Source organism: Hyphomicrobium sp. (assembly GCF_041674905.1).
GTDB lineage: Bacteria > Pseudomonadota > Alphaproteobacteria > Rhizobiales > Hyphomicrobiaceae > Hyphomicrobium_B.
In genome coordinates, this window is the sequence record NZ_JBAYUV010000008.1 from 17492 (window position 1) to 32145 (window position 14654).

A 14654-nucleotide genomic window follows, 5' to 3' on the forward strand; every position below is an offset into this window, starting at 1 on the left:
GTTGTAAAATGACAGAAATTTTTAAGTCTGGTCACTGGCGCTCTCCGAGGCTGACTTCTCGAGCCTCTCCCGCGAGTCCCGGCGGTAACACTTGAAGCAACAACCCACAGACATTTCGCGCTCTCCCCTCGAAGCCAACCCGCCGGCGTGCCACCATTTCGAAAGTTAGAGTCCAAGCGCCCGCAGCTTTCGCTTCGAGAGGTTCGCGAGATGGCCAATTTGGTACTGCTGAATTCCCAGCGCACAAAGAAAGACGAGCAGGAAAGGGCCGACCTCGTTAACGGCCTCAAAGAGCTGCTTGCCAAAGCCGAGATGGGTGAACTCAAAGCCGTTTGCTACGCTTCCATCGCGACGGACAACGAAAGCATCACGCTCGGCATCTTGAAGGGCGGCTCCACCGGGCTGCACGAGATGGTCGGAGCCTCGCAAATTCTGGCGGATGCCCTCTTGGAATCGGCCAGGAACTGAACGGTCACTCGTCAGCGGTAGCGACATGCGCGGTCTTACGCGGCGGTAGCAGCGCCGACGTCCTTAAGCATGCGGCGGGTGACGGGTGGTCGAAGGCTGTTCGTTCCAATTATTTTGTTCGAGCGTCTGCCTGATCATCTCAAGCGCTGTTTTCGACGCCTGGACGTGAGCGCGGGTTCTCTCTGAATAGGCCCTCATGCGGTCGGCGAAAGACAATTCCTGCCGGGATTGAATATCCTTCGACAGGCGAAAATCGACCCAGATGACATTGTCTTCAGACATGACGCACTTCCGGCTACAGGCGAACGTTAATTCTTGTCGGATCGATGTGTGCAAGTCGCGTGCCTGATTAACCGTCCAAAATTCCTTCGCTGCCACCGAGCTATGCCCGAGATCAATGGGTCACGCGCACGACGGCGTCATATATTTGTTCACCCAGAAGATAGGCGCCGAGCCATGCCAGCGCCGCAGCCAAAATCAAAACTATCGCCCATTTCGCGAAACGCTGATTGCCGGACGTGGCGGCATGGTCTTCCTGTGGCATGACATCCCTTCCCTAGCGCCTTGCATTATCGATCGTCATCACGCGCCGAATATCAGGCGACGCTGCCGTTGCCTTCCTGCTTTTGAAATGTCTTCGATGCCTGCAATTGATTCATCACTTTTTCGAGCAGGCTTTCCATCAGCGTGCGTGCGCGGCGGTTCAACGTCTGGTCGCTTGTCTCGGTGATCGACTGACCGAGATTGTGCGCGCTGCGATAGCCGGCACGTTCGGGTATCGATCCCACCAAGGCTTCGTAGCCCGCCTTCTCGATATATTTGCGCGCCGCGTGTTCTTCCCGCTGCTCAAGCAGCCGGCAGAGTGCAACCGCAAGACGTTCTTTCGGAATTCCCATCTGCTCCAGCTCGTAAAGAAGCAGTACCGTCGGATACAAATCGTCGGTGCTGGCACCCGTAGGCAAGATAACGACCTGCGAGGATCGCGCGATTTCGAGCGTTACGGGGCTCGCGTGTCCGGGCGTGTCGATGATGATGAGATCGATGCCGTGCACGCTCGCCAACACATCTTCGAACGTCATGTAGGCTTCGGCTTCGACAGGATACCCATTCCCGCGCGCGGTGCGCGTCCGTGCCCAACGTACTGACGTCTGCTGGTTTACGTCGAGATCAGCGAGCTTCACTTTCAATTTGCCGCGAGCGGCAACAGCCGCGAATGCCCGGGCGAGCGTACTTTTACCCACGCCGCCTTTCTGCCCCACAAACGATACGATGACCGGCATCGCCTTTCCTCTCCCCAACCGCCGGCTATAGGACTAAGGCGGGCCACGAATGGGCCGAGCTTAGCATGCGCGCAGCAGCTCGCGACCGGCTTATGCGTTGTCGGCCGTAAAACTATCGTCCATAGTTTACTACGATCCCGGCCATGTACATGCGCGCAGGGCCTCTTGCCCAACCAGTCCTAGAACGTCTCGAATTTTTGCAGTTCTGCTACAAAGCGAGAGACGTTCAGTGCCAGAAGGCGGGATTGGTCAACATTCCAATCAGCCCCGTCTTCCAGCCGACTTGCGCTCCAGGAACAGGGTTTGGAGCCATGCCCTGCATCCCCGCATCGACGGGTGGCCGCCGTCCGTCGCGGTTAGGGGACTTCATTGCCCGGGAGTTCGATGAGCCCGGACGAGCTGATTGCGTTCTCGTACTTTTGGATTTCTTGGGAGCAGTGGCGGAGGCCGGATGGCGTGCTCTCAGGACCGCGACGTGTTCCGAGGTTGCGGAGTTCGATGGCGGATCGACTAAAGCGGGCAGCGGCGTTTTGGACGTCTCGCGATCCATCTCTGCATCATCAGCCGATGCCCCCGCTCGATCGCCGGAAAATTTAGCGCTGAGAGCTTCGGCGGCCCGGCGAGTCTCATCCGTTGCGAGCTTGGTCGTGTCGGCGCCTGCGTGCATCGCCGGCGGCATGAATTGCGGCAGGGACGGGCTCTCCCGCTGAACCGCTTCCGCACCGAGCGCCGGCACATTGAGAACGCCGACAGCAAAGAGAATTTCCAGAGCATAAATACGCATAACCACTGCCCCTTCTCCCCAGCGAATTTTCACCTCGGAAGGAAGGCCATAGCGTGGCCGAATTATTCGTATTGTGATGATTTCACGGGCGTTCAAACGCGCCGGATCAGGCGGCGGGTGCGTTCGATGGAGGCCACGGTGGAGCCTTGCGCGGCGCCCTGCCCACCAAGGTAGGCGTCGGCGGAAGCAATCGCCTGTGCGATTTCGGACGAGATAAAGCATCGACGCTGAAGTTCAACCTCGGCGCTCTTGAGTGCGTCCCGTAACTGCGTAACCAGCGGCTGAAGCGCTGCATCCGAGGTTCCATTCACCCACGCCACTTTCGTCTCCCATTCCTAAGCACTGCAATCGCGCGCCGACTTTGGCACCGCGCGCCACAATCAAACGGAAATCATGGGCAACGTATGGCCTAGCGGGTTGTGGGACGAAAAAATTAAATGTCCGGGATCGATGCGTGCGGCCACGCTTTTGTTTGCCGAGGAAATAAAAACGAAATCAATCGAAGAGCTTAGTGAGGCTCATGAGACGTTATGCGCCGCTGCCCGAGAGACCGTGCGGGCAGAAATTTCGTCGCCTCAATCAACCGCCGCCGGCAAGCTGCGTCGCCATGGCGGCGATGGTGCGCTGATAGACTTCAGCTTTATTCCACTGGCCTATGACGCCGTAATTCGCGGAGCCCGGCTGCCACGACGCGCCGCGCTGCCAACCGTGGCTCGCGAGGAAATTCGCCGTCGAAGCAAGGATATCGGGAACGCTGTGCACCAGGTCGCGGTGGCCGTTGCCGTCGAAGTCGACGGCATAGCGAACATAGGGCGTCGGAAGAAACTGCGTTTGACCGATCTCTCCGGCCCATCCGCCGCGCAGCTGGCTTGGCGACAAGTCACCGCGTCCGACAATGCGGATCGCATCCAGAAGCTGACCGGTGAAGAATTCGGAGCGGCGGCAATCGTAGGCGAGCGTCGCGAGTGACCGCAGGATCGAATAACGCGCCGAGGCGTCGGCGCCGTAGTGCGTCTCTAGTCCCCAGATCGCGACAATCACCGCGCCCGGGACACCAAACCGCTTTTCGATCCGGTCAAGCGTGGCGCGATGCGTCCGCATCAGAGATTTGCCGCGATTGATGAGCGCGCCGTTGACGCGGCGGGCATAGAATTGCTGAAAGCTGAGCTTGAAAGAATGCTGCGACCGATCGAGACGAATGACGGTCGGGTCGTATGTGACGCCCGATAAAGCCCGCGAAACCGTTTCGGGTTTTATGCCCTGCGCGGCGGCTCGCGATTTGAAGCCTTGCAGCCAAGCGTCGAATCCTTGCGGCCCGCTCCCGCACTGAGCGGCCATGCCGGCGGCGGGACAGGCACACAACGAAGCAAGTAGTGCAGCTACCCGCAATGTCGCGATTTTCGAGAATCCAGAATTATGACGCATGACTCTTCCGCTTTATCGGAACACCGCGATCCGGCGATCACCAGCCACTGTAGCAGATCCGGTGCACGCGCATATCGTAGCCATTATCGAAGTAGCAGCCGGGCTGGATCGGCGCGACGGCATAATAATTGTCGATCGGCGGAGGCGGCGGCAGAACCGCAACAACGGCGGGCGCACGCGGCGCCCTGCGCACGACGCGATGCACGGCCTTAACCCTTACCCGCCGGACGCGTTTTACCACGACCACAGGCGGTCGAACGACGATGATCTCAACTGCTGGCGCGCAGCCTCTGAAGTTCGGCGGATGATACCCGTAGCGGTCGAACCCGCATCCGCGATACGTCGCCTCCGCCGTCGCGGAGAGGCCAATTACCGCCACCGCCGCCGTCAGGGCGGCGATGCCGTGTCTCGCGCTCAACATGGACCTTCTCCTCTACGCCCCGCAGATGCAGGCTACAGAGTTGAGGCACGAAGTAAATTTATTGCAAAAATGCTTCCGGCATCGCGCGCCAGGATTAAGAGAGTTTTGAATCCGAGCTCTGGGAAGTGCATGTGGGGACCCGGACCAGCTGGCGGCTTGCGATCTGGTTCCGGCTAAAATCCTATTTGGGTCAAATAGAAACGAGCCCTGCCGACGTCCAAGCCATCGGCTAGGCTCGATCTAAATTCTTAAAACCGATTTACCAGCGGCCGCGATGCCCCCAGCCGCGATGGCCCCAATACCGATGCTGGTAATACGGCCCGAAGCGATACGGATAAGCCGCGTAGTACGGGTACGGGCGGCGATAGGGCCGCCGATAGTACGTCACCACCGGAGCGTCGTCCTCGTAATATTCGTCGGCAGGCTCGTAATAGCGGCGCTCCACGATCCGCTCGCGCTCGACGACGGGCGCGCGTTCTTCGATCACCGTTTCCTGCTCGTCGTAGCCGCCGAAATCAGCTGCGGATGCAACGCCCGGCGCAAGGCCCGCGAGTACCGATGCCGTTACGACGCAGATCAGAGTTTTCATGGCGAACTCCCTGTAAAACTGCTGTCAGAAACGCCTTCAGCCCTGAATGGTTGCTGAATGCGTGACGGCCTGAGGATGACCGGCAGTAGTACTCGAGGGCATAAAAACAGCGGTCTTAATCATTTCGGATTGCATCGGCGACGGCAAATTGAACTCGCGTTTTAACGAGGCTCAGCTCTTGTGATCGCTGGCGGAAGCCGGATTGCGGCGTCGGATTTTTCGCTGTACTTGGCTGGCCCGGAATGCAAAACAATGGTCTATTCCAAGCCTGAATTATATATCGCAATACGATATATCTTAGAGAATATCCTACCTTACCGGCCGCAGGAATTGGCGCTGCATGGCGCTTGAATGGCGCCGGCCATCCGCTAATAGGAAGTCACCAGAGCGCCGGGTCGGGCCCATTGGGCCGCTTCCATTCCGACTCGCCGGCCGAAACAGGAGTCTACGTTGGTCACCAAGAACGTAAAAACGTCTCCTCAGCCCAAGAGCGTAGCTCGGCGCAAGAAGTCAGCCCTGACGAAGGCGAACTATGAGGCGCTGGCGGAATTCCGTTGGGAACTCCGGAAGTTTCTCGCGTTCAGCGAGGCCGCTGCGACCGGCGCGGGTGTGACACCGCAGCAGCATCAGCTGATGCTCTCCATCAAGGGCGCGCCAGGGCGAGAGTCACTCAGCGTCGGGGAAATCGCCGATCGACTGCTGCTGCGCCATCACACGGTCGTCGAACTTGTCGACAGGCTCTCGGACCTGGACCTGGTGGAGCGTAATCCCGATCCGACCGATGGGCGAAAGATCCAGGTCTCGTTGACGAAGCCCGGCAACGCGACCATCGACAAGCTCTCGTCCATCCATGTCGAGGAGCTGAAAAGCATACGCCCGACGCTGCGCAAGCTGTTGCGAACGTTCGAGCGGCGATAGGCTCTTTCAGACGGCTATTCCGCGGCGCCGTCCTTGTCGGCTTTCGGCTTCGCGAACGTCGAGCCCGCTTCCTTGAACTTCATCGCATGCGCATCCTCGGCGGCGCCGGGAACCTCGGCGACAATGCCAAAGGGTAGCGGCTCGTCCTGGGTGTAACGCTTTCCAAGCCGGTAGGCGATTTCGGCACGCGCGGTTTCAACGCCGAGGTAGAAGGCGTGCCCAACGTCGTCGCCAAGCTGAAGATTCGGATAAAGCTTGAACGGATCATCTGAAACGTGATGGCCGTTACGGTTGTAGATGTGGACTCCGTCCTCGGCCACTTCGATGCGGTAGTTCTTATCGCGCAGGGCTGCAGCGAGCGCTTCGATTTCGGCGGGGGTCGATGCAAAGCCCTTGCGATCGCGAAGCGCCATCAATCCCATGCCGAAGCCTTGCGGCAAGGCGTCGGCCTTGCGCGCAGCGAAGAATTCGCGCCTTGCGCGATCGAATTCCTTGATCGCCGTGCGGCAATGCGGGCTGACTTGCACGGCAAGAACGGCCGTCACATGCAATTCCGAGCACATGCCCATCAGCAAGGCGTTGATGCCGGTCGTATCGGCGTCCGTCAGCTCGGTGACGTTGCCGATGCCCATTAGAATCGGAATATCGGGGCGACGCTTGCGCAGGTCGTAGTAGCGCGCGACCGAGGCCGTGAAACCGTAGTGAATGGGATCGAGGATGGGATCGGCGTAGAACGGCTTGCCCTTGGCGATCATGATGTCGATGGCGCGATCGAGCGAGTCCATGTCGGCCGCACCTGCGGAAACGAGGATCGGAACGGCAGGCCCCTCATCCGCGATCGCGATCGTCTTCTCCGACAAGCTCAACAGATAATCCGCACCTGCTCGTGTGGCTCGCGACAGCTCGTCGGGGCGGAAAGAATCCACGCTGACCTTGGCGCCATCCGAGTGCAAGGCTGCGATCGCATCCTCGAGATGCGGGAACGGACTGTCTGGCAGGCAACCGAGGTCGATGACATTGGCACCGTCGGCGCGCAGCTTGCGGGCGCGCTCGACGATCTGATCGCACGTCATCAGCGTCGCATCGACGATCTCGGCGAAAATCGTGACGTCGTATTCCGAGAGATTGATCTCTCGCTGGGCGTGGCCGAGATAGGATGGCAGGTCCGCGATCTCTTCAGGGCCACGCTCGAACCGCGTTCCAAAGAAGTCCGACAAACGCTCCAGGTCACCCCGGAAGCGGCCGGGCATGATCACTCTATCGATGCCTTCCGGCAGCTTCAGGCGGCGCTCAACAATATCTGCCGTCATCAGCGCTGCGACCTTGACGCCGACGTTGGCGACGATCGGCTCGATGTCCTTATCGTTCAGATCGTCGGCGATGCGCTTGACGCGCGGCTCCGCCAACGATCCGGTTACCAAAACGACGCGCTTGGCCATTGGCCGGGGAATTCCCTTTCAAGATCGGTTAAACCGTGAATTGGCACTGATTGACCGCCGTTGCAATCTCTACCGCAGCGTAAAGCGGCAAGGTAAAAAAGTATGCGCCTTCGAGCGCGCAAGGCGGGAAGGTCTCCGGACATGAAGACATTGCTCATCATCGGAATCGGGGCCGGAAATCCTGACTACGTGACGATGCAGGCGGTCAAGGCGCTCAACGCGGTCGACGTTTTTTTCGTTCTCGATAAGGGCGAGGCCAAGGACGATCTCGTCAAGCTCAGGACGACGATCTGCGAACGCTTCATCACCGGCCATCCATACCGGATCGTCGAGGCCGCGAGCCCAGTGCGCGACGCTGGTGCCCCTGATTACAAATCAGGGGTTCTGTCCTGGCATGGCGAGAAGGCCGAGATTTTCAGCCGCCTTATCGCGACAGAGCTGCAAGACGGCGAAGTCGGGGGCATTCTCGTGTGGGGCGACCCGTCGCTCTACGACAGCACGATCCGAGTCATTCAGAGTATCGTCGCCGAAGGCAAGGTCGCGTTCGACTATGAGGTGATCCCCGGCATCACCAGCGTGCAGGCGCTCGCGGCGCAACACAAGATCGCGCTAAACGCGATCGGCGAGCCGGTGCATATCACGACGGGGCGAAAGCTTCTCGATGGGTTGCCGCAGGGCGTCGATACGGCGGTCGTGATGCTCGACAACGGTTCGGGCCTCCGGGCACTGGCCGACCAGGACGTCGACATCCATTGGGGTGCCTATCTCGGCACACCCGACGAAGTGCTTGTTTCTGGAAAGCTCGCGGAGTGTGTCGATGAGATCGAGCGCGTCCGCGCGGAGGAACGGGCGCGGAAAGGCTGGATCATGGATACATACCTGTTGCGCCGGGCGCCGCGGTGAGCGTTAGCGTTTGTCGAAACACACGTCCCACGACGGCGTATTTCCGAAGCGATCCACGAGAAAGTCAATAAAGACACGAGTTTTCGTAGCGAGATAGCGGTTCGGCGCGTACAGCGCATGAATCGTCAGGTCGTCCGGCTGGTTCTCGGGCAGAACGACTTGCAAGCGTTTTTCCGCGATATCTTTTCCAGCGATGAAGGTCGGCAGCAACGCGATGCCGATCCCTTTCAGCGCCGCATCGCGCAGCACCTCGCCGTTGTTCGAGGACAGGCACGCGCCAATCGCGACGGAAATCGGCTTGCCTTTTTCGGCAAGATGCCAGCGCTGCATCGACGTCATGTGGCCGTAACTCAGACAGCGATGGTTCGCGAGGTCGACCGGACTTTGCGGCGTGCCGTGTTTCTTCAGATAGTCCGGCGACGCGACGAGCACGATGCGCGCCGGTGAAATCCGGCGCGCGATCAAGCTGGAGTCGACCATCGCGCCAATGCGTACCGTCACGTCCACGCCTTCTTCGAGCGGATCGATGAACCTATCGGTGAGAGTCAACTCGACCTTGAGATCGCTGTAGCGGATCATGAAGTCGGCAACCGCGCCACCGAGGTAGAGCGTGCCGAACGACATCGGCGCGTTGATCTTCAGGACGCCCTTCGGCTCATCGTGCAGCCGCGAAATCTGGGCTTCCGTCTCGTCCACCTGCGCGAGAATGGCGAGGCAGCGTTCGTAATATGCGAGACCCGCCTCAGTCGGCGTCACGCGCCTCGTCGTGCGATCCAGAAGCCGTGCCCCAAGCGCCTGCTCCAATTCCATGACGGCCTTGCTGACTGCCGAGCGCGTCAGGTTCAGCCGTCGCGCCGCCTCCGCGTAGCTGCCGCTCGCGACAACCTTGGCGAACGCGTTCATTGCTTCCAGCTTGTCCATTTGTATCCAAATTGGAACCAGACTGACAATAACATCATGGATTGATCATTTTTCGTCAACTAACGATATTTCACCCATCGACGGAGTTGCATGAGCAGGGAAGGCACTGAAAATGACCAAGGTTCTTGTCCTCTACTATTCGAGCTATGGCCACATCGAAACGATGGCCCAGAGCGTTGCGGCGGGTGCTCGCGAAGGCGGCGCTGATGTCGTCGTCAAACGCGTCCCCGAACTGGTGCCGGAAGAGGTCGCCCGCAAGTCGCATTTCAAGCTCGACCAGCCAGCGCCGATCGCAACAGTCGACGAGCTACCGGGCTACGACGCGATCATCGTCGGCGTTCCGACTCGTTTTGGAAACATGCCCGCGCAGATGAAGAACTTCCTCGATCAAACCGGCGGCCTGTGGGCAGGCGGCAAGCTGATCGGCAAAGTCGGTAGCGTTTTTTCGTCAACGGCGACGCAGCATGGCGGCCAGGAGAGCACGATCCTCTCGACGCATACCGTGCTTTTGCATCACGGCATGGTCATCGTCGGGTTGCCCTATTCCTTCCAAGGGCAGATGGGCGTGCAGGAAGTCACCGGCGGTTCGCCTTACGGCGCGTCGACGATCGCGGACGGTGACGGCTCGCGGCAGCCTTCGGCGAACGAACTTGCAGGCGCGCATTTTCAGGGCCGCCACGTGGCACAGATCGCGGCGCGTCTCGCTGGCTGAGGACCGTTGATCGTCGCCGGATTGGCGACGGTCTGCACACACCATCGCGCATTGAAGACTCGGGCCTAAGGAGCATTTGAAGATCGACTAGGAAATCCCGTCACGCACGGGAGAAAGGACTCGTCATGTCTGGAATCCATCACATCACCGCCATCGCCGGCAACGCCGCTCGCAATCTGGATTTCTACACGCGTGTGCTCGGCCTGCGGCTCGTTAAGAAGACCGTGAACTACGACGATCCGGGAACCTATCATCTCTACTTCGGCGACGAAGCGGGAAGTCCGGGGACGATCCTCACGTTCTTTCCCTGGGGCCACGCGCCGAAAGGGAGAGCGGGTGTCGGGCTTGCGCAGCAGACAATGTTTCGCGTTCCCGAGACGGCGATCGGTTACTGGGCGCATCGGCTCGTTGAAAAGGGCGTTCCGCACGACGCGATTGAAAAGCGCTTCGGGCAGTCCGTGCTGAGCTTCACCGATCCGGACGGCATGAGTCTGGCTCTCGTCGGCGTAGCAGGTGCCGAGACCGAAGCGGCGTGGCAGGGCGGCGGAGTTTCCGCCGAACATGCCGTGCGCGGGTTTCACGGCATCAGGCTTCTGCTCGAAGACGGGAAGCGGACTGCCGCCATCCTGAGCGACGTTCTCGGTTTCGGTGAGGCTGGCGTCGAAGGTCCGGTCACGCGTTTCGTCGCGACCGGAACCACGACGGGCGGCGTCATCGAGATCCGCGAGGCGAAAGGATTTCTCGCGGGCAACATGGGTCGAGGCTCCGTCCACCACGTGGCGTTCCGCGCTGCGACAGACGAAGCGCAGGCTGAAATGCGCCGCAAGCTTGTCGAGGGTCATCGCCTCCACGTCACGGAGCAGATCGATCGCAATTACTTCCGCTCGATCTACTTTCGTGAGCCGGGCGGCGTGATCTTCGAGATTGCAACCGATGAACCGGGCTTTGCGATCGATGAGCCGGTGGCGTCCCTGGGACAGGCATTGCAACTGCCTAAGTTCCTGGAAAGCCGACGGCAGGAGATCGAAGCCAGTCTGCAACCCTTGGAGCAGGCAGCATGACGACATTGACGTCCAATGTCATCCGCGCGGGCGTACCTATCGATTCCGCCCGCGCGGCGGTTGTCCTGGTGCACGGACGCGGAGCGAATGCCGAGAGCATGCTCGGCCTCGCCAACGCGTTCGCGACGCCGGACATCGCTTACATCGCGCCGCAAGCGCCTTCGGGTAGCTGGTATCCGTACTCGTTCATGGCGCCGACGGCACGGAACGAGCCACATCTCGGCAGCGCTCTGGATACGCTCACCCGCGTCGTCGATAATCTCCAGCAGCAGGGGATAGCTGCCGAGCGCGTCGTTCTCTTGGGGTTTTCCCAAGGGGCGTGCCTGGCGCTGGAGTTTGCGGCGCGCAATGCGCAGCGCTTCGGCGGCGTTGCCGCGTTGAGCGGTGCGTTGATCGGACCGGAGGGCACGACGTGGACTTATCCCGGTCAGCTCGCCGGTACGCCCGTGTTTCTCGGATGCAGCGATGTCGATACTCACATTCCGCTGGCGCGGGTGCATGAGTCGGCGGAGGTGCTCCGAGGGCTCGGCGGCGACGTGACCGAGATCATCTATCCCGGTATGGGTCACACCATCGTGCAGGATGAGATCTACCACGTCGAAAAACTCCTGCGCGGCTTAGGTGCGTCCGAGAGGTGAGGATATGGAGTTCGACTTCGAACGGCTCGCGGCAGACGATCGCTATAAAATCCTGACGAGCACGATCGTGCCGCGGCCCATCGCCTGGGTGACATCGCTCTCCAAGAACGGCGTCCGCAATGCGGCGCCGTTCAGTTTTTTCAACGCGATGAGCAAGACCCCGCCGATCGTCGCAATTGGAATTCAAGCCAATGCGGACGGCTCAATGAAGGACAGCGCGCGCAATATTCTCGATACGCGAGAATTTGTCGTCAACCTCGTGCCGCGCTCTGCCGCCGAGGCCATGAACCTGACGTCCATCGACGCACCGTCCGATGTGGACGAGCTTGCGCTGGCCAATCTCGAAACGTCACCGTCTTCCAAGGTAAGACCTGCACGAATTGCGGTTAGCCCCGTCGCGTTCGAATGCCGGCTGCACACGCCCATAGAGGTTGCACCGAGCCAGCTCATCGTTCTCGGCGAGATTGTCCAGGCGCATGTCTCGGACGAATTCGTCCTCGATGCGCAAAACCACTACATCGATACTCCGGCGTTAAATCTGGTCGGGCGGCTGCATGGGCGCGGATGGTATGCGACGACCGGCGACGCTTTCCAGATCGACCGGCCCGAGCCCTACGCGAAGCGATCTGAACGCGCGCGTTAGGTTCCGGCATTCTCGAGTTCGACTTCGGCGCGCAGGCTTTCAAGATCGCGCGAGACGGTGGCGACGGCAAGCTTTCGGCCACTTTTCAGATACGTCACCGTGCAATCACGAGAGGATGGATTGCCGTCGATCTCGATTTTATCCCATTTCTCCGCGTGCCCAACATAAGACACGGTAACGTCGAAGTGCTGGCTCCAGAAGAATGGCGCGGCATCAAAAGGCTGGCGACCACCGAGCATGTTGATTGCCGCCGTCTGTCCCTGACGCTCGGCAACGACCCAGTGCTCAACGCGGATTGGCGCGCCGCTGTGGGGATCTGGCCAGCGCGCGATATCGCCCGCCGCGTAAATTCCCGGCACGTTCGTTTGCAGATATTGATCGACGACGACGCCGTTATCGATCGTCAAGCCCGCGGCTTTTGCGAGCCCCACATCCGGCTGCACGCCAATTCCCGCGACGACCAAGTCGGCGGGAAGCCGGTCACCCGACTTCAAGGTCACCATATCCTCGTCGATCGCCACCGCCGTCGTTCCGAAATGGAAAACGACGCCGCGCTCTTCGTGGATTGACCGGATCATGTCGCCAAGCTCCGCTCCGAGAATGCGTTCGAGCGGACGCGCTTGCGGGCCGACGACATGCACTTCGATATCGTGCGCACGCAGCGCCGCCGCGGTTTCGAGTCCGATGAAGCTCGCACCGATGATGACGGCGCGCTTGGCATCTTTCGTCTTGGCGATCAGCGCGCGGCTATCGTCCAGCGTGCGAAGGTAGTGGACGTGCGGCAGTCCGGCGCCGGGAATATCGAGGCGAGTGGGAGCCGCGCCTGTCGCCAACAACAGCGCGTCGAAGGCGACGCGACGTCCGTCCGCGAGCCTGACCTCGCGTTCGACTGTATCGATCGACGCGACGCGGACGTTGAGCCGCACGTCGATTTTCTGCTCCTTGTAGAAGTCCGGCGTGCGGAGCGGAATCCAATCCTCAGACGCGTTTCCAGCCAGATAATCCTTGGAGAGGTTCGGTCTGTCGTAGGGGAGCGCGTCGTCGGCGCTCAGGACGGTAATACTGCCCTTGAACTCTTGCCGACGCAGCGTTTCAGCGGCGGCGTTGCCAGCCGCTCCGCCGCCGACGATCACAACAGATCGGATATGACTGTCGGGCTTCACCTGTTGGATTGGTGCCTTCTCGATCTTTTCGCGGACGAAAATCGTCGATCCGCTTTCTTCGATGCGAAAGCACGGCACGGGATTGAGCGCGGGAGCGCGCACGGCTTCCCCTGTCCGAAGACTGAAGCAGGCGTGATGCCAGGGACAGCGAACCGTGTCGTCGACCATCAGGCCTTCGGCAAGCGGGCCATTGTAGTGCGTGCATGTGGCGCCGATGGCAAAAATCTCGGCGCCACTTTTCGCGAGCAGAACCGCCTCGCCGTCGAAGTGGCCGAGCAGCATCTTACCCTCCGGGATATCCGATGCGGGGACACCACGCGCGAAATCAGGGCCGGAAAGTTGCTGCTTGTTCGACGACATGTCTGCTCCTTCGTAGGTCTTTGGTTATGCGCCGCTCGGCACCGGCCGGGTTGCTTCGAAGAGGAACCAAACGCGGCGCTCGGTTTCATCAATCCAGTTTTCAAGAAGGCTGGCGGTCGCGACATCGCTGTGCTCGTCGCAAAGGCCGTGCACTTCCTGCATCGAACGCACGAGCTGCAAATTGTCGTCTCTCAACTCAGACAACATGTCTTCGGGCGTGACGTAGTCGGCATCGTTGTCGAGAATACGCTGCAGTTTTGCGATCTGTCCGGTCGAGCGAAGCGTGGTTCCACCGATCTTGCGAGCGCGCTCGGCAATATCGTCGGTCATGTTGAAGATTTGCGTGCTCTGCTCATCGAGGAGCAAATGATAGTCACGGAAATGCGGACCCGACATGTGCCAGTGGAAGTTCTTCGTCTTCACATAAACAGCGAAAACATCGGCGAGAAGAACAGTCAATGCGCCGGCGATATCCTTGATCGCGTTATCGGAGAAAATCGAAGGCGTATCGAGAGGGGCCTTACGCCGGGCTTTGGCGGATTCTGGCTTCATGAGCGTCTTCCTTTTAATGCGGGTTGGCTAACGGGAGGGAGAGAGTCTATCCGCAGAATTCTGGTTCACGGTTGGCGCGATGGACAACGCGCAGTATAAGTATTCGCTCCATTCGTGACGACAAGCCGTTCAACTTTTTTTGTTCGACCGGCCGCCGCACGGTCGATCATGTCGCGGCCTGCCAATGACTCTCCATCCCGGCTGCAATCCGTTCGATTGACGCTGGTCAAAGATTGGATGCGCGATTGAACGCGTTGGTTCCCCAGTCCGGCCCGATCTATTGCGGTGGGTCTGCGACAGGGACATTGGGTTAATGCTCGGGGGTTAATGCTCGGGGTTTTATTGAAACGGTATGCAATCGGGCGCGCGCCACGTCT

The 14654-nt window shown here is 60.0% G+C and carries 19 protein-coding genes; 7 read left to right on the plus strand and 12 right to left on the minus strand.

Going from position 1 to position 14654, the window contains the following annotated elements:
* Positions 1–210 precede the first annotated feature (210 nt).
* Positions 211–468, plus strand: coding sequence for a hypothetical protein (locus WC026_RS05130; RefSeq protein ID WP_372709744.1), 258 nt, complete (start codon positions 211–213; stop codon positions 466–468).
* Positions 469–531: 63 nt separating this feature from the next.
* Here the strand turns inward: WC026_RS05130 and WC026_RS05135 are convergent, their stop codons facing one another.
* The 8 genes from WC026_RS05135 to WC026_RS05170 form a co-directional block, all read right to left on the minus strand.
* Positions 532–750, minus strand: coding sequence for a hypothetical protein (locus WC026_RS05135; RefSeq protein ID WP_372709745.1), 219 nt, complete (start codon positions 748–750; stop codon positions 532–534).
* 112 nt (positions 751–862) lie between these two features.
* Complete coding sequence (locus WC026_RS05140) at positions 863–1012, minus strand: hypothetical protein (protein ID WP_372709746.1); 150 nt, start codon at positions 1010–1012, stop codon at positions 863–865.
* 52 nt (positions 1013–1064) lie between these two features.
* Entirely contained in the window at positions 1065–1748 is a 684-nt protein-coding gene (locus WC026_RS05145; RefSeq protein ID WP_372709748.1) for a ParA family protein, read from the minus strand.
* 226 nt (positions 1749–1974) lie between these two features.
* A complete protein-coding gene (locus WC026_RS05150; protein ID WP_372709749.1) occupies positions 1975–2532 on the minus strand; it encodes a hypothetical protein in 558 nt (185 codons plus the stop codon).
* A 92-nt stretch (positions 2533–2624) separates the two neighbouring features.
* Positions 2625–2852, minus strand: a complete 228-nt coding sequence (locus tag WC026_RS05155) for a hypothetical protein (protein WP_372709751.1) — start codon at positions 2850–2852, stop codon at positions 2625–2627.
* Between the two features lie 259 nt (positions 2853–3111).
* On the minus strand, positions 3112–3957 hold the full coding sequence (locus WC026_RS05160; RefSeq protein WP_372709752.1) for a lytic transglycosylase domain-containing protein: 846 nt from the start codon (positions 3955–3957) through the stop codon (positions 3112–3114).
* A gap of 37 nt (positions 3958–3994) precedes the next feature.
* A complete protein-coding gene (locus WC026_RS05165; RefSeq protein WP_372709753.1) occupies positions 3995–4378 on the minus strand; it encodes a hypothetical protein in 384 nt (127 codons plus the stop codon).
* 259 nt (positions 4379–4637) lie between these two features.
* Positions 4638–4967 (minus strand): hypothetical protein, encoded by a 330-nt coding sequence (locus tag WC026_RS05170; protein ID WP_372709754.1) that lies wholly within the window; start codon positions 4965–4967, stop codon positions 4638–4640.
* A gap of 450 nt (positions 4968–5417) precedes the next feature.
* On the opposite strand from WC026_RS05170, the gene WC026_RS05175 reads away from it, so the two are divergent.
* Complete coding sequence (locus WC026_RS05175) at positions 5418–5885, plus strand: MarR family winged helix-turn-helix transcriptional regulator (protein WP_372709756.1); 468 nt, start codon at positions 5418–5420, stop codon at positions 5883–5885.
* Positions 5886–5899: 14 nt separating this feature from the next.
* Here WC026_RS05175 and WC026_RS05180 read toward each other — a convergent pair whose 3' ends face one another.
* The gene (locus WC026_RS05180; protein ID WP_372709757.1) at positions 5900–7324 is read right to left on the minus strand and encodes a DUF6513 domain-containing protein; all 1425 of its coding nucleotides are present in this window, start codon (positions 7322–7324) and stop codon (positions 5900–5902) included.
* A gap of 141 nt (positions 7325–7465) precedes the next feature.
* On the opposite strand from WC026_RS05180, the gene cobF reads away from it, so the two are divergent.
* Positions 7466–8227, plus strand: coding sequence for a precorrin-6A synthase (deacetylating) (gene cobF / locus WC026_RS05185; protein ID WP_372709758.1), 762 nt, complete (start codon positions 7466–7468; stop codon positions 8225–8227).
* A gap of 3 nt (positions 8228–8230) precedes the next feature.
* Here the strand turns inward: cobF and WC026_RS05190 are convergent, their stop codons facing one another.
* Positions 8231–9148, minus strand: a complete 918-nt coding sequence (locus WC026_RS05190) for a LysR family transcriptional regulator (protein ID WP_372709760.1) — start codon at positions 9146–9148, stop codon at positions 8231–8233.
* 112 nt (positions 9149–9260) lie between these two features.
* On the opposite strand from WC026_RS05190, the gene wrbA reads away from it, so the two are divergent.
* From wrbA to WC026_RS05210, 4 genes are all read left to right on the plus strand, one after another.
* Positions 9261–9860, plus strand: coding sequence for an NAD(P)H:quinone oxidoreductase (wrbA, locus tag WC026_RS05195; RefSeq protein WP_372709762.1), 600 nt, complete (start codon positions 9261–9263; stop codon positions 9858–9860).
* Positions 9861–9985: 125 nt separating this feature from the next.
* Positions 9986–10921, plus strand: coding sequence for a ring-cleaving dioxygenase (locus WC026_RS05200; RefSeq protein WP_372709763.1), 936 nt, complete (start codon positions 9986–9988; stop codon positions 10919–10921).
* Positions 10918–11559 (plus strand): alpha/beta hydrolase, encoded by a 642-nt coding sequence (locus WC026_RS05205; RefSeq protein WP_372709765.1) that lies wholly within the window; start codon positions 10918–10920, stop codon positions 11557–11559. The genes WC026_RS05200 and WC026_RS05205 overlap by 4 nt, the downstream gene beginning before the upstream one ends.
* A 4-nt stretch (positions 11560–11563) precedes the next feature.
* Entirely contained in the window at positions 11564–12202 is a 639-nt protein-coding gene (locus WC026_RS05210; RefSeq protein WP_372709767.1) for a flavin reductase family protein, read from the plus strand.
* On the opposite strand, the gene WC026_RS05215 is transcribed toward WC026_RS05210, so the two are convergent.
* Together WC026_RS05215 and WC026_RS05220 are read right to left on the minus strand one after the other, a co-directional pair.
* Positions 12199–13725: an FAD-dependent oxidoreductase gene (locus tag WC026_RS05215; protein ID WP_372709769.1), complete on the minus strand. Its 1527-nt coding sequence runs from the start codon at positions 13723–13725 to the stop codon at positions 12199–12201. The genes WC026_RS05210 and WC026_RS05215 overlap by 4 nt on opposite strands.
* A gap of 24 nt (positions 13726–13749) precedes the next feature.
* Positions 13750–14277 (minus strand): Dps family protein, encoded by a 528-nt coding sequence (locus WC026_RS05220; protein WP_372709770.1) that lies wholly within the window; start codon positions 14275–14277, stop codon positions 13750–13752.
* Positions 14278–14654: the final 377 nt, after the last annotated feature.

What these genes read in the sequence shown, in the direction of transcription:
- WC026_RS05190 (WP_372709760.1), bottom strand. Translation starts at nt 9,148, where the DNA reads ATGGACAAGCTGGAAGCAATGAACGCGTTCGCCAAGGTTGTCGCGAGC.
- WC026_RS05165 (WP_372709753.1), bottom strand. Translation starts at nt 4,378, where the DNA reads ATGTTGAGCGCGAGACACGGCATCGCCGCCCTGACGGCGGCGGTGGCG.
- WC026_RS05205 (WP_372709765.1), top strand. Translation starts at nt 10,918, where the DNA reads ATGACGACATTGACGTCCAATGTCATCCGCGCGGGCGTACCTATCGAT.
- WC026_RS05135 (WP_372709745.1), bottom strand. Translation starts at nt 750, where the DNA reads ATGTCTGAAGACAATGTCATCTGGGTCGATTTTCGCCTGTCGAAGGAT.
- WC026_RS05150 (WP_372709749.1), bottom strand. Translation starts at nt 2,532, where the DNA reads ATGCGTATTTATGCTCTGGAAATTCTCTTTGCTGTCGGCGTTCTCAAT.
- cobF (WP_372709758.1), top strand. Translation starts at nt 7,466, where the DNA reads ATGAAGACATTGCTCATCATCGGAATCGGGGCCGGAAATCCTGACTAC.
- wrbA (WP_372709762.1), top strand. Translation starts at nt 9,261, where the DNA reads ATGACCAAGGTTCTTGTCCTCTACTATTCGAGCTATGGCCACATCGAA.
- WC026_RS05210 (WP_372709767.1), top strand. Translation starts at nt 11,564, where the DNA reads ATGGAGTTCGACTTCGAACGGCTCGCGGCAGACGATCGCTATAAAATC.
- WC026_RS05160 (WP_372709752.1), bottom strand. Translation starts at nt 3,957, where the DNA reads ATGCGTCATAATTCTGGATTCTCGAAAATCGCGACATTGCGGGTAGCT.
- WC026_RS05170 (WP_372709754.1), bottom strand. Translation starts at nt 4,967, where the DNA reads ATGAAAACTCTGATCTGCGTCGTAACGGCATCGGTACTCGCGGGCCTT.
- WC026_RS05140 (WP_372709746.1), bottom strand. Translation starts at nt 1,012, where the DNA reads ATGCCACAGGAAGACCATGCCGCCACGTCCGGCAATCAGCGTTTCGCG.
- WC026_RS05145 (WP_372709748.1), bottom strand. Translation starts at nt 1,748, where the DNA reads ATGCCGGTCATCGTATCGTTTGTGGGGCAGAAAGGCGGCGTGGGTAAA.
- WC026_RS05200 (WP_372709763.1), top strand. Translation starts at nt 9,986, where the DNA reads ATGTCTGGAATCCATCACATCACCGCCATCGCCGGCAACGCCGCTCGC.
- WC026_RS05220 (WP_372709770.1), bottom strand. Translation starts at nt 14,277, where the DNA reads ATGAAGCCAGAATCCGCCAAAGCCCGGCGTAAGGCCCCTCTCGATACG.
- WC026_RS05180 (WP_372709757.1), bottom strand. Translation starts at nt 7,324, where the DNA reads ATGGCCAAGCGCGTCGTTTTGGTAACCGGATCGTTGGCGGAGCCGCGC.
- WC026_RS05130 (WP_372709744.1), top strand. Translation starts at nt 211, where the DNA reads ATGGCCAATTTGGTACTGCTGAATTCCCAGCGCACAAAGAAAGACGAG.
- WC026_RS05215 (WP_372709769.1), bottom strand. Translation starts at nt 13,725, where the DNA reads ATGTCGTCGAACAAGCAGCAACTTTCCGGCCCTGATTTCGCGCGTGGT.